The sequence below is a fragment of the Lonsdalea iberica genome (assembly GCF_002111585.1).
Taxonomy (GTDB): domain Bacteria; phylum Pseudomonadota; class Gammaproteobacteria; order Enterobacterales; family Enterobacteriaceae; genus Lonsdalea; species Lonsdalea iberica.
The window spans coordinates 58,507-71,881 of sequence record NZ_LUTP01000009.1 but is presented as its reverse complement, the minus strand read 5'-3'; the positions used below and the strand labels follow the sequence as shown (position 1 = coordinate 71,881).

10 protein-coding genes are annotated in these 13,375 nt (G+C 55.8%); 4 read left to right on the top strand and 6 right to left on the bottom strand.

The window, feature by feature from the left end; all coding sequences use genetic code 11:
* Window positions 1-143 precede the first annotated feature (143 nt).
* Window positions 144-545: a hypothetical protein gene (locus AU511_RS05345; protein ID WP_094099798.1), complete on the top strand. Its 402-nt coding sequence runs from the start codon at window positions 144-146 to the stop codon at window positions 543-545.
* A gap of 15 nt (window positions 546-560) precedes the next feature.
* Here the strand turns inward: AU511_RS05345 and AU511_RS05340 are convergent, their stop codons facing one another.
* Both AU511_RS05340 and ydiJ read right to left on the bottom strand, forming a co-directional pair.
* A complete protein-coding gene (locus AU511_RS05340; RefSeq protein ID WP_094099797.1) occupies window positions 561-986 on the bottom strand; it encodes a hotdog fold thioesterase in 426 nt (141 codons plus the stop codon).
* The gene (ydiJ, locus tag AU511_RS05335; protein ID WP_094109021.1) at window positions 983-4,036 is read right to left on the bottom strand and encodes a D-2-hydroxyglutarate dehydrogenase YdiJ; all 3,054 of its coding nucleotides are present in this window, start codon (window positions 4,034-4,036) and stop codon (window positions 983-985) included. Before ydiJ ends, AU511_RS05340 begins: the two co-directional genes overlap by 4 nt.
* A gap of 300 nt (window positions 4,037-4,336) precedes the next feature.
* On the opposite strand from ydiJ, the gene ydiK reads away from it, so the two are divergent.
* A complete protein-coding gene (gene ydiK, locus AU511_RS05330) occupies window positions 4,337-5,443 on the top strand; it encodes an AI-2E family transporter YdiK (RefSeq protein WP_420843439.1) in 1,107 nt (368 codons plus the stop codon).
* Between the two features lie 513 nt (window positions 5,444-5,956).
* Here ydiK and ppsA read toward each other — a convergent pair.
* Window positions 5,957-8,335, bottom strand: a complete 2,379-nt coding sequence (gene ppsA, locus AU511_RS05325) for a phosphoenolpyruvate synthase (RefSeq protein WP_094109019.1) — start codon at window positions 8,333-8,335, stop codon at window positions 5,957-5,959.
* A 278-nt stretch (window positions 8,336-8,613) separates the two neighbouring features.
* On the opposite strand from ppsA, the gene ppsR reads away from it, so the two are divergent.
* Window positions 8,614-9,441, top strand: coding sequence for a posphoenolpyruvate synthetase regulatory kinase/phosphorylase PpsR (gene ppsR / locus AU511_RS05320; protein ID WP_094109018.1), 828 nt, complete (start codon window positions 8,614-8,616; stop codon window positions 9,439-9,441).
* Window positions 9,442-9,574: 133 nt separating this feature from the next.
* Window positions 9,575-10,621, top strand: a complete 1,047-nt coding sequence (locus tag AU511_RS05315; protein WP_094109017.1) for a 3-deoxy-7-phosphoheptulonate synthase — start codon at window positions 9,575-9,577, stop codon at window positions 10,619-10,621.
* Window positions 10,622-10,731: 110 nt separating this feature from the next.
* On the opposite strand, the gene rmf is transcribed toward AU511_RS05315, so the two are convergent.
* From rmf to pqiB, 3 genes are all read right to left on the bottom strand, one after another.
* Complete coding sequence (gene rmf / locus AU511_RS05310) at window positions 10,732-10,899, bottom strand: ribosome modulation factor (protein WP_071999766.1); 168 nt, start codon at window positions 10,897-10,899, stop codon at window positions 10,732-10,734.
* Window positions 10,900-11,153: 254 nt separating this feature from the next.
* Window positions 11,154-11,717 carry a membrane integrity-associated transporter subunit PqiC gene (gene pqiC, locus AU511_RS05305; protein ID WP_094099791.1) on the bottom strand — a complete coding sequence of 188 codons (564 nt, stop codon included), beginning with the start codon at window positions 11,715-11,717 and terminating at the stop codon, window positions 11,154-11,156.
* Between the two features lie 3 nt (window positions 11,718-11,720).
* Window positions 11,721-13,364, bottom strand: coding sequence for an intermembrane transport protein PqiB (pqiB, locus tag AU511_RS05300; protein WP_094109016.1), 1,644 nt, complete (start codon window positions 13,362-13,364; stop codon window positions 11,721-11,723).
* Between the last annotated feature and the right edge of the window lie 11 nt (window positions 13,365-13,375).

Below are 13,375 nucleotides of genomic sequence, written 5' to 3'. Positions count from 1 at the left end.
TGGAACCTATTTTATAAACAGGAGGAACCAGCAGATATTTTCCCCCAGTTTTAGGCTTTTTGCTGCTATTTACATCTCAACCGTTGCATGTGACTTTGAGGGAAAATATGATAACGATTATCATTTAACAAAGGATTGACCCCATGTTTCCTTTCAATGCCTGGCTGCAATCCCATATCGATGACTATCGTGCGACATTGCGTGACGCCACGATGGACATGTATATGGCAGAAGTGAATCTGGATAATCCCGATAGCGATATCACCCACGTGCGCAGTTACTATCTGTCCGGTATGAGGATGGTGGAGCTGAGCCAACGTTACGGCGACGACGACAGCTATCTGCTGGCGCTAATCAAAATGCACCATCGGCTCATTCGAGAAATTAACAATCCGCGACGCTGCCATCTGTGCCGCCTGCAGAGCTACCACTTCGGCCGACAGACGCTACAGCTAATCTGCAATCAGTTCAGCCAACAAGGCTGCTGGCAAAAGGTCACGGCATTCCAAGCCGACTTCGCGCAACGCGTCGCGTTTATGCCCTGAGGCGAACGCTAAGCGTTATCCATCGGGTGTGATGACCGCCGTCGTCAGACGCGAGGTGCAACACAGGCGACTGTCGGTATCGTAGATGTCGATTTGCCACACCTGATGCCGTCGACCAACATACAACGCGCGGCAGACGCCTCGAACTTCGCCTTCGCCGACGCCCCGCAGGTGATTGGCGTTAATTTCCACCCCCACCACCTGCTGATCGTCCTGCGAGCACAGATAGCCCGCGACGGATCCCAATGATTCCGCCAGCGTGACGGACGCCCCGCCATGCAGTCGACCGAACGGTTGCCGCGTCCGTTCATCCACCGGCATGACCCCTTCCAGCGTATCGTCGGTCATGCGGGTAAACCGAATACCGAGATGACCCACCATGCAGTGGGCCGCCCGCTGATTAAGCTGTTCCAGCTCGCACTCTCGTTTCCACAATCTCATACGAGCTCCAGCAATGCCTGTAGCGGATGTTTGAAGGACCGCCCTTCTATCCGTTTCATCTGACTGCGACAGGAATATCCGGTTGTCAGACAACGCTGTGGCGGCAATTTTTGCAAAGCAGGCTGCCAGGACAGCGCATAGATCTTTTTAGAGTTATCCAGGTTGGGCGCTTCATGTCCATACGTTCCGGCCATCCCACAGCAACCAACGCTGACATTTTCCAATTTAGCGCCGAATCGCGCGAAGATGTGGCTCCATTGCTGAGTGCTCGTTGGCAGCGCGGTCGCTTCCGTACAGTGACCAAACAAATACCACGGTTCTCCCGCCTCGCCTCTGTCCGTGCCGTCCGGCAAGGCGCTCACCAGCCACTCGTGCACCAGTTGTACCTTGAAGTCGCCGCGTCGGTCTCCCAGCGCTTCCTGATATTCATCGCGATAACACAGCACCAACGCCGGATCGACGCCGACCATCGGTAGCCCGAGAGCCGCCACGCGGTTGAGAAAGTCCGCGGTTTTACTCGCGGTCCGGGCGAAACGAGTCAGAAATCCTTTGATATGCTGCGCCTTACCATTCGGCGAGAACGGCACCAGCACCGGTTTAAAATGCAGCTTTTCCACCAGCTTGACGAAATCCGCCACGACTTTCGCGTCGTAATAGCTGGTGAACGGATCCTGCACAATCAGCACATAGTCGGCGCGCGCTTGTGGTGACAGCTGTTCCAGTTGTTCCAACGTGGTCGTCATCGCGGGATGTCCCGCAAACTGTTGCCGCAACGACGGGGAGGATAACAGCGGCAGATCGACCATGCCGATACATTTGCGGCTCAACTCGCCGACCCACGGCTGTTTGAGGAAAAAGTTAAAGGTTTTCGGCGCTCTCGCCATCAGCGGCGCATAGCTCTCCACTCCCGCGACCAGATAGTCCCGCGCCGGTCGCAGGTAGCGCGTGTGGTAAAGCTGTAGGAAACGCGAGCGGAAACTCGGCACGTCGATTTTAATCGGGCACTGCGTCGAGCAGGCCTTACAGGCCAGACAGCCCGACATCGCCTCTTTCACTTCGTGCGAAAAATCATAGTCGCCCTTGCGCGCCTGCCAGGTATTGCGTGTCTTCTGCACCAAGGTGCGAAAACTGATGCGCTGCTCCGACAGACTGTTTTCCAGCGCCAGCGGATCCACGCCCTGCTCCGTCAAGAGCCGCAGCCACTCGCGGACCAGCGACGCGCGGCCTTTGGGAGAATGGATGCGATTGCCGGTCACCTTCATCGACGGACACATTGGGCTGCGTGCATCGAAGTTAAAACACAAACCGTTGCCGTTACACTCCATCGCGCCGCGAAAAGAGGTGCGAACCGCCAGTGGAATGCGGCGATCGTAGGTCCCGCGTTTCGCCGCATCGACCTTCATCATCGGCGTGTCGACATCGATGGGCGTACAGATTTTTCCGGGATTGAGACGGTTTTGCGGATCAAAGGCGCTTTTGACGCGCCGCAGCTCCTCATACAATTCCGGGCCGAAGAAGGCCGGGCTATACTCGGCGCGAAAACCCTTGCCATGTTCTCCCCAGAGTAGACCGCCGTATTTGGCAGTTAACGCCACAATCTGATCCGACAGCTGCTTCATCAGCATCTCCTGCTGCGGATCGCACATATCCAGCGCCGGACGGACGTGCAGTACCCCGGCATCCACATGGCCGAACATGCCGTAGCGTAAATGATGGCTATCCAGCAGCGCGCGGAACTCCGCAATGTAGTCCGCCAGATGCTGGGGAGGAACACAGGTATCCTCGGCAAACGGGATGGGTTTGGCCTGCCCTTTGCTGTTGCCCAGCAAACCAACCGCCTTTTTACGCATGGCATAAATCCGCTCGATACCCGCGAGGTCGTGGCAGAGCTGATACCCGATCACGCCTTTCTCCCGCTTCGCCAACAGAGCGTCAAGCCGCTGGCACAATGACCCGACACGCTCATCGATCAGCGCTTCATCATCCCCGGCAAATTCGACGATATTCAGCCCCAGCATTTCCTGACCAGAAACGTCGGTAATCAGTTCGCTGACCGAATGCCAGACGATATCCTCTCGCGCCAGATTCAGCACGTTGGAGTCCACCGTCTCCACGGACAAGGCTTTCGCGTCCACCAAAAACGGCGCGTTGCGCAGCGCGGAATCGAATGAGTCGTACTTGATATTCACTAGCCGCCGAATTTTCGGCAACGGCGTGATATCCAGTTTGGCTTCCGTGATGAAGGCCAGTGATCCTTCCGACCCGGTCAAAATACGCGTCAGATCGAAAGTCTGCAGGTCGTCGCTGAAGACATGACGCAAATCGTACCCGGTGAGGAATCGATTCAGCTTGGGAAACTTGTCGACGATGAGGTGGCGCTGCTGGCGGCAGCGGTTGAGTACCGTGCGGTATATCCGCCCGACCGGTGACGGCTCCTCAGCCAGTTGTTCGGCCAGCGTCACCGGCATGGGCTGCGTGTCCAGCATTTCGCCACCCAATAGCACGGCCCGCACGCCGAGTACGTGGTCAGACGTTTTGCCGTACATCAGAGAGCCCTGACCGGAAGCGTCCGTGTTAATCATCCCGCCCAGTGTGGCGCGGTTGCTGGTTGACAGCTCCGGCGCAAAAAAATAGCCGAACGGTTTGAGATATTGGTTAAGCTGGTCTTTGATCACGCCGGCTTCAACACGTACCCACCCCTGCTCGGGATTGATTTCCAGAATCCGATTCATATAGCGCGACATATCGACCACGATGCCCCGATTCAGGGCCTGTCCGTTGGTACCGGTGCCGCCGCCGCGCGGCGTGAACGTAAGTGATGAGAATGCCGCTTCGCCCGCCAACCGCGCCAACAGCGCTACGTCGGCGGTCGAACGAGGAAAAACCACGGCATCCGGTAACAGTTGATAAATGCTGTTGTCGGTCGCCATGGTCAGTCGGTCTGCATAGTGGGTGGCGGTATCGCCGGTGAATCCGTGTTGCTTTAACGCTTCCAAAAAGTCGAGCACCGGCTGAACGAGGCCAGGCGCCTGAGTGATCTGTGGGATCATTGTGGTTGACCCTGTCTGTAGAATAGTGTTTGCAAAACAGTGATAGAATTATAGGCGTGACGCTTCTTTATCCCGGCGCCGCACGATTTTTGTTTTATCACATTTCATGCCGGGGCGCGCCTACGGAACGATAAAAACTTAGGGAGAGCACGCCCTGTTTGGCACAAGGCGTGCGATCAAGACTCACCACTCGGTCCGCAGTAAATGCAGCACCTTGGCTTTTTTACCGCTATTATCTTTCCCGCTGACAAGGTCTATCGTCAGTCGATAAGACATTCGCTCAAGAGGTAATAATCGTTGATGGAACACTCTCAGTCACCCCGTTTCGACCTTGCTACAATGCTGTTCACGCTTATGTTCATTGCCATAATGATCATTGCCTGTTTCTGGGTCATCCAGCCCTTTATTCTGGGTTTTGCCTGGGCGAGCATGGTGGTTATCGCCACTTGGCCACTGTTGATCCGCCTGCAGAAACTGCTCTGGGGCCGCCGGTCGCTGGCGGTCGTCGCCATGACGCTGCTCCTAGTTCTGCTCTTTGTTATCCCCACGTCTATTCTGGTGAGCAGCGTGATCGATAACTCTTCGGCGTTGATCGGCTGGGCGTCTTCTCAGGAGCACATGGCGCCGCCCACGTTGGAATGGCTGAAGTCCGTTCCTATGGTGGGTAGCAAACTGTATAACAGCTGGCAGACGCTCATTCACAGTGGCGGCAGCGCCCTGATGTCGCAAGTGCAGCCTTATGTCGGGAAAACGGCAACCTGGGTCGTGGCGCAGGCCGCTCACGTCGGTCGCTTCTTGATGCATTGCGCCCTGATGGTGCTGTTCAGCGTATTACTGTACAGCAGAGGCGATCGGGTAGCCTTTGGCGTACGTCGACTTGCCATACGTTTAGGGCAGGAGCGCGGTGATGCGGCGGTGATCCTGGCCGCGCAAGCCATCCGCGCCGTAGCGCTGGGCGTGGTCGTCACGGCGATCGTTCAATCCGTGCTCGGCGGGATCGGCCTGACGATCGCCGGCATCCCCTATACGACGCTGCTCACCGTTCTGATGTTCCTGAGCTGCGTCGCACAGCTCGGTCCGCTGCCGGTGCTGGTCCCTGCCATCATCTGGTTGTACTGGACGGGCGATACGACCTGGGGAACCGTGCTATTGGTATGGAGCGGCGTCGTCGCTACGCTAGATAACGTCATCAGACCGATCCTGATCCGTATGGGTGCGGATCTGCCGCTACTGCTGATCCTGTCTGGGGTCATCGGCGGCCTGCTGGCCTTCGGCATGATCGGACTCTTCATCGGGCCGGTTGTGTTGGCCGTCTCTTACCGTCTGCTCTCTGCCTGGATGCAGGACACCCCGGAACCGCCATCACTGTCAGACGTGCATGTCGATCCTAAAAGCACCCGGTTATAACCAGCCGGCGTTTCCTCATCCAACGACATTCTCCAAGGCAGCCTCTGCCTTGGAGAATAGGAAACAATTAAGAGAATCTTACCTATTTAAGACAACTCCGATTTAATCCAAATGACTGGCATTCTGTAAATCCTTACGCATAGGGAAATATCAGCAAAAGAACTGTGTAACTAAAAAAAATCGTTAAAAAACAATTAACCATTAGGATGATTCTTAATGACGGATTCGGCACGAGTTCATACTATGAATGCCGAAGCTAGTGTTGAAGTAACATCGGTCCGGAGGTTTCTCCTCCTCTGAGCCAGTAACGAATTGCTGTGTGTAGTCTTTGCCCATCCCCTGTGATGGGCTTTTTTTTTGCTTATGAATTATTTCTAATGCTAGGGCCCACCATCCCCACAAAAAACGCTCGTGGCAACTAAAGTTGATCACGAGCGTTTGCTCTATCGGTATGCTATAGGGGACAAAACATAAGAGACAGTATCGCGATTAACATATCGGACTGACTCTCTGTCAGCGTATCTCCGCCAGACTCAGCCAGGTTTGCACCACGGTATCCGGATTCAACGACAGGCTATCGATGCCCTGCGCCATCAACCAGGCGGCGAAATCTTCATGATCCGACGGCCCTTGTCCGCAGATGCCAACGTATTTACCTTGCGCTTTAGCGGCTTTAATCGCCATCGCCAGCAGCATTTTGACCGACTCATTGCGTTCATCGAATAACGCCGATACCACGCCAGAGTCACGATCCAAGCCCAATGTCAGCTGGGTCATATCGTTCGAGCCGATGGAAAATCCATCAAAGTGCTGTAGGAACGCTTCAGCCTGCAACGCGTTGGACGGAATTTCGCACATCATGATGATTTTCAGCCCTTTTTCTCCGCGACGTAATCCCTGGGCCGCCAACTCCGCCACCACTGCTTCCGCCTGTTCAACGGTGCGGACAAACGGGATCATGATTTCGACGTTAGTGAGCCCCATCACATCGCGCACCCGTTTGACGGCTTCACATTCCAGCGCAAAACAGTCGCGAAAGTCAGGGGACACATAACGGCCCGCGCCACGGAATCCCAACATAGGGTTCTCTTCATCCGGTTCGTAGCGGTCTCCACCAACCAGATTGGCATACTCGTTGGACTTGAAGTCAGACAGCCGAACGATAACGCGCTTCGGCCAGAAGGCGCTGGCGAGCGTGGCAATGCCCTCTTTGAGACGTTCGATGTAAAATTCGACCGGATCGTCGTAGCCCTGCATCAAACGTTTAATCTCTTGCTGTAGTTGCGGCGTCTGCTGGTCAAACTCCAGCAGCGCACGCGGATGTACACCGATCATGCGATTAATGATGAATTCGAGCCGCGCCAACCCTACGCCGTCATTCGGCAAACAGGCGAAGTCAAAGGCACGATCCGGGTTGCCAACGTTCATCATGATTTTGAGCGGCAAAGTCGGCATGGCGTCTACCGGCGAGCTTTTCACCGTGAAGTCCAGCAGATCCTGGTAAACGTAACCGGTATCGCCCTCCGCACAGGAGACGGTCACCTTCTGTCCATTACTCAGCTGCTCCGTCGCATCACCGCAGCCTACGACGGCCGGAATACCGAGCTCACGGGCGATAATCGCCGCATGACAGGTACGTCCGCCCCGGTTGGTCACGATAGCCGCAGCCTTTTTCATAATCGGTTCCCAATCGGGATCGGTCATGTCCGTCACTAACACATCGCCCGCATTAACCCGATGCATTTCACTAATGTCGTTGATATTTTTAACTTCGCCCGCGCCAATACGATGCCCGATAGCCCGGCCTTCAACCAGTACGTTGCCGCTGGCGGGGAGGTGATAGCGCTCCATGACCTGGCCATTCGAGCGAACGGTTTCAGGGCGTGCTTGCACGATGTAGAGGCGACCTGTGTGGCCATCTTTCGCCCACTCGATATCCATCGGTCTGGCGTAGTGTTTTTCAATCAGCAGCGCCTGATGCGCCAGAGCCTGTACTTCTTCGTCGGTTAAGCAGAAACGGTCACGCTGCGTCCCAGGGACGTCCTCGATGCTAACCTGCTTGCCATGCTCCTGACTGGGGGCGTACACCATACGGATCTTCTTAGACCCCATGTTGCGGCGCACTATTGCTGGATTACCCTTCAGCAGCGTCGGTTTGTGGACGTAAAATTCATCCGGGTTGACCGCGCCCTGTACCACCATTTCACCCAGTCCCCAAGCCGCGGTGATGAAGACCACCTGGTCGAACCCGGATTCGGTGTCTAACGTAAACATGACGCCGGACGCCGCCAGATCGGAACGCACCATACGCTGGATCCCGGCGGACAGCGCGACTCCGCGGTGATCGTAGCCCTGATGTACACGGTAAGAAATGGCGCGGTCGTTGAACAGCGAGGCGAAGACATGTTTGACCGCCGTCAGCACGGCGTCGAAGCCCTGTACGTTGAGGAACGTCTCTTGCTGACCGGCGAAGGAGGCGTCGGGCATGTCTTCGGCGGTAGCCGACGAACGGACGGCGAAGGAGGCGTCTGGGTCATCCTCTGAGAGCTGCTGATAGGCATCGCGTATTGCCTGTTCCAACGTCGGCTGGAATGGCGTGTCCACAATCCATTGCCGAATTTGGGCGCCGGCTTTGGCAAGCTGGTTGACATCGTCAATGTCGGTTTTATCCAGCAGCGCGTAGATCCGCTGGTTGATGCCGCTTTGGGTCAAAAAATCATTGAACGCCTGAGCGGTTGTCGCGAAGCCATTAGGGACTTCCACGCCCAGCGATGACAGGTTGGTGATCATCTCACCCAGAGAGGCGTTCTTGCCGCCTACCCGCTCCACGTCATGCATACCAAGTTGGTCGTACCACAAGACATTAGGCTTATCTGTACCGTTGTTGGACATCGAAATTATCCTTCTGCATACAATGTAGGGTATGGAAGCACTGCTGATGAAACCTCAGCTTTTTCGAGCGTAGCATAGCGTTTTGTAAAGCTGGGAAAGGTGAATCGATCAACCCAGTGAAAAAATATTGTCGCTTCTGATTCACATTGCGCGGCTGGGGAAAAACATCAATAGTGAGTGGGTTTGCCTACTTAATCAGAAAGATATGCTCCGCCTTGGCCAGGGAGGCCGATACTACGTATGGACCGCTCCGGAGCCTATCGCCTTGAGGAGTCTTTGTGGAACGAAGCGTCTTTTATGTCTCCGACGGTACCGCCATCACAGCCCAGGTGTTGGGGCATGCCGTGCTCTCGCAGTTTCCCGTCGATTTCACCAGCTATACCTTGCCGTTTGTCGAGAGTGCCAGCCGTGCCAACGCCGTCCGGGAGCAGATCAACGCGATTTACCAACAGAGCGGCGTTCGCCCGCTGGTGTTCTACTCTATCGTGACGCCGGCGGTCCGAGACATCATCGTCAGCAGCGAAGGCTTCTGCCAGGATATCGTTCAAGCCTTGGTCGCGCCGCTGCAGCAGGAGTTAGATATCGAGCCGAGCCCGGTGGCGAACCGTACCCACGGACTCACGGCCAATAACCTGATCAAATACGATGCCCGCATTGCCGCTATCGATTACACGCTTGCGCATGACGATGGCATCTCGCTGCGCAATCTCGATCAGGCTCAGGTCATTCTGCTGGGCGTTTCACGCTGCGGAAAAACCCCCACCAGCCTGTATCTGGCGATGCAGTTCGGCATCCGCGCCGCCAACTACCCTTTCATCGCCGAAGATCTGGACAATCTCAATCTGCGGTTGCCTGAGGCGCTGCGGCCGTACCACGACAAATTGTTCGGGCTGACCATTGATCCAGAACGGCTGGCCGCCATTCGCGAAGAGCGCCGCGGCAATAGTCATTATGCGTCGTTACGGCAGTGTCGGCTGGAGCTGCGGGAGGTCGAGGCGCTTTACCGGCGTTATCAGATCAAATACATCAATACGACCAACTACTCCGTGGAAGAGATTTCCGCTCGGATTATCGATATTTTGGGCATGAGTAGGCGCATGTACTAGTACGCAAATACATCAAGTGGTAGACTTTCCCGCATCGTGCTGAATGGATACCAGCGAGAGCATAGCGCACAAGTTCATATGCTCCGCTTGAACCTGTCAGCGCCTCCTGTTTCCTTTTACTGAGAATGCTTTCATGCTCCAAACTGACGAACTCCGCAGCTCGCGCCTTGATACGCTGATGACGCCGGACCAACTGATCTGCGCTCTTCCCATGACGCCCGACATCGCCGAAACGGTGACGACGGCGAGAGCCCGCATTGAAAATATTCTATCCGGACGCGACCCGCGCCTGCTTGTCATCATCGGTCCCTGCTCCCTACATGATCCGGAAAGTGCTCTGGCGTACGCACGACGATTAGCCGAACTTCGCACGCGCTACCAACACCGGTTGGAAATCGTAATGCGCGCTTATTTTGAAAAACCGCGCACGGTGGTGGGATGGAAGGGATTAATCGCAGACCCGGATCTGAACGGCACTTTTCAGGTCAACAAAGGCTTAACACTCGCTCGTCAACTGCTGCTGGAGATCAACACGCTGGGCCTGCCGACCGCCACCGAATTTCTGGATATCGTCACCGGCCAATATATTGCCGATCTGATTAGCTGGGGCGCCATCGGCGCACGCACGACGGAGAGCCAGACTCATCGGGAAATGGCGTCGGCGCTATCTTGCCCGGTCGGATTCAAGAACGGCACCAATGGCAATATTCGCATCGCGATTGATGCAATCCGGTCCGCTCAGGCGCCTCACATGTTTCTGTCGCCGGATAAACAAGGCCGAATGTCGGTCTACCATTCATCAGGAAATCCGTACGGCCACATTATTCTGCGCGGCGGGGAAACCCCCAACTACCATGCCGACGATGTGGCGCAAGCCTGCCAGCAGTTGGCGTCGTTCTCTCTGACGCCGCGGCTTATCATCGACTTCAGCCACGGCAACTGTCAGAAGCAACACCGGCGTCAGAAAGAAGTCGCGCTCTCGATCTGTAGGCAAATCGCAGAGGGAACCACGGCTATCGCGGGGGTAATGATTGAAAGTTTTCTGGTGGAGGGCACTCAGCCGTCGCTCAATCCGGCCACGTTGACGTTCGGCCAGTCTATTACGGATCCTTGTTTGGGCTGGGAAGATAGCGAGCGCGTAGTGGCTCAGTTGGCGGAGGCGGTGAGCCGCCGTTTGTGATTCGTCGGCGGAAGCGACGTAAAATCATTATGCTGTACGGCCACCACGTCACCGCCATAAAAACCTCCGCAGCAAGGCGGAGGTGGTTCCTTTCTATAGATAAGACAGCACTAAGCCGCTACTGCCCTATCTTCCATGGCTTGTCGCCACCCTCCCAACCAGTAAGACCGAGCATTGATCGATTGATAGGGGCAAAGCTCCTTGGGTCGACCAGAAATACCTGCTTGATAACCGCGTGAATGCGCCCGTTCAAGGCGATCTCGTTTCTGTCTCTTCATGCCTCATTTCCCTCATACGAGTCTGGTGGAAAGAATGGTGATTACTTTGCGAGCAACCACTCTTAAGGAATAGCGATTCCTGGTATGAAGATCAAGCCGCAATATTCACGCCATTGTCATATTTGTGAGCCAATATCGGAATCTTTTACCTAGCGGCGGGGAGGGTTCACGGTAAGCGTTTGAGAAAGAAACGAAACCGCTGAATGCCTATATTTTATGAAAAATCGACATTCAGCGGTCTTTTTTAGAACCTATCAGGAGAGAGCGGCAGCCTGACGAACGATGGACTGAGCCACCTGCTGCCAACCTTCGGCCAGTGTTTTCACCAGCGCATCGTAACCGTCTTCAGACTGCGGCAGTGTGACGTTGAACGGCTGAGTAATGATGCGATCCTGATAACGCAGCGTCCAGGCTCCGCGAATCACCGCACTACCGTCGTAGCGGCCCTGGAAGGCCGATACGGTGATATCCAGCGTCGCCCGATCGCCATCCGGCTCACGGTTCACGACACCCCATGCAGGTAGTCCTTGCTGCAGCGACGCTATCAGCGACTGTTGCAACTGCTGATCCAGCGGGCTGGCCCAGAGGTTGTTGCTGGCGATGGTGTACCGTACGTCGGACGTCTGATACACAATCCCGCTGTTCGACAGCGAGTCGGCCAGCGCGACCCCGCGCACCCACAGGTGGGGCGCGGAGGCCGGCGTCACGGAAGCCGTGGCTTTATCAGCCTCTGACGGCAGCTGATAGTAGACCTTCTGCGAATCGCTGCTGCATGCCCCAAGCAGCAGCACCAATGCCAATGTCCATCGTTTCATCATGATTTATTTCGCCTTCTTCGGTTGCGGATCCTGACCACCCGATGCTTCGAACACCAGCGCATTACTCTTGCCGTTCAGGGTGCGCAGCAACGGCTGCAGTTCACGCAACACCTGATCCAACCGCTGCATATCGTTCACCATCTTGTTGTAGGCTGGAGAACCGGGCTGGAAGCCTTGCATGCTTCGATTCAGCTCACGCAGCGTACGCTGCATATCCTGAGGCAGCGCCTGCATCGACTTGTTGCCTGTGATCTGGTTCAACGACGCCAGCGTTTTCTGAAGCTCGCGCAACGTCGCCTGACTTTCGGCCAGGGTTTGCGTGGCCTGCGATACCATCGGCGTCAACGGCAGACCGTTAACCTTATCCAATATCGCCATCAACTTCTGCTGGATTTGCGCCAGCCCGCCGGTGACCGTCGGCAAGACCTCGTAGCCATCGACCTTGACCATCGACACCGGACGCCCCTTCAACTGCGGGTAAAAGTCCAGATCGATATACAGCGCGCCGGTCAGGATGTTGGCCGTCTTCATGGAGGCACGCAACCCCTGCGCCGGCGCTTCCTTGATTTCCTGTTCCAGATTCAACTGATCCCAGACGTGCGCCTGCAAACGGTCCGGTTCAATGCGGATCATGACCGGAATGCGGTAGTCGTTAGTCAGACTCTGCTTGATCTCATGAGGGAAGAACGGAACCTGTGACACGGTGCCCAAACGGATCCCGCGGAACTCAACCGGCGCCCCTGGCTGCAGTCCGCGAACGGACTCGTCGAAGAACAGCAGATACTCTTTGAATCGGGTATACAACGTGTCCTGACTGCTGCGCTGGCTCTCATACAGCTGGTATTCGGCGTGTTCTTTCGCCGGGTCGCCCAGTTCCCAGCCGCTTGGCACGTCGAAGCTCACGCCGCCGTTCAGCAACGTCGTCAGCGACCCCATTTCGACACGCATCCCCTGCGCAGAAAGATCGAGTGCGACGCCGCTATCTTTCCAGAAGCGAACATTGCTGGTCACCAGCGAGTTATAGGGTGCGTTAATGAACAGCTGATAGCTCATTTTTCGTTCCGCCGGATCAAAATGGCTGGTTTCCACCGAGCCAACGCGATAACCGCGGAACAGCACCGGGTCGCCCGCATTCAACTGGCCAGCACGTTCGCTGGTCAGCGACACGCGGACCCCTTTGGCATCCGGAGACGCCAGCGGCGGGCTGTCCAATAGTTTGAAATCTCGGCTTTCATCCGTGTTGGAGCCGGGCTGCAGCTGAATAAACGACCCTGACAGCAGCGTCCCAAGACCGGAAATACCCTCTCGTCCAACCTGAGCCTTGACTACCCAGAACACCGAGTCGGTGCTCAGCAGATGATCCATGTCATTATTTAAACGCGCTTTGATTTCAACCTGATGGAGGTCTTTGCTCAGCACCACGCTTTCCACCACGCCGACGTTAACGCTGCGGCTCTTGATGGGCGTTTTCCCTGCCTCAATGCCATCTGCAGTCTGTGCCGTCAGTGTGATTTCCGGCCCTTGATGGCTGAAGTGATAAAACAAGATCCAGGCGCCGATCAACAACGTGACGATGGGCACAATCCAGACCGGAGACCAGCGCTTAAGCGATTCAATCTCCGCGGCGCTGTGGTTATTTTTCGTCAATGGAAAACTCC

Coding starts and splice junctions, on each gene's coding strand:
- AU511_RS05340 (WP_094099797.1), bottom strand. CDS start 986: ATGAGATTGTGGAAACGAGAGTGCGAGCTGGAACAGCTTAATCAGCGG.
- ppsA (WP_094109019.1), bottom strand. CDS start 8,335: ATGTCCAACAACGGTACAGATAAGCCTAATGTCTTGTGGTACGACCAA.
- pqiC (WP_094099791.1), bottom strand. CDS start 11,717: ATGATGAAACGATGGACATTGGCATTGGTGCTGCTGCTTGGGGCATGC.
- AU511_RS05315 (WP_094109017.1), top strand. CDS start 9,575: ATGCTCCAAACTGACGAACTCCGCAGCTCGCGCCTTGATACGCTGATG.
- AU511_RS05345 (WP_094099798.1), top strand. CDS start 144: ATGTTTCCTTTCAATGCCTGGCTGCAATCCCATATCGATGACTATCGT.
- ydiK (WP_420843439.1), top strand. CDS start 4,337: ATGGAACACTCTCAGTCACCCCGTTTCGACCTTGCTACAATGCTGTTC.
- ydiJ (WP_094109021.1), bottom strand. CDS start 4,036: ATGATCCCACAGATCACTCAGGCGCCTGGCCTCGTTCAGCCGGTGCTC.
- rmf (WP_071999766.1), bottom strand. CDS start 10,899: ATGAAGAGACAGAAACGAGATCGCCTTGAACGGGCGCATTCACGCGGT.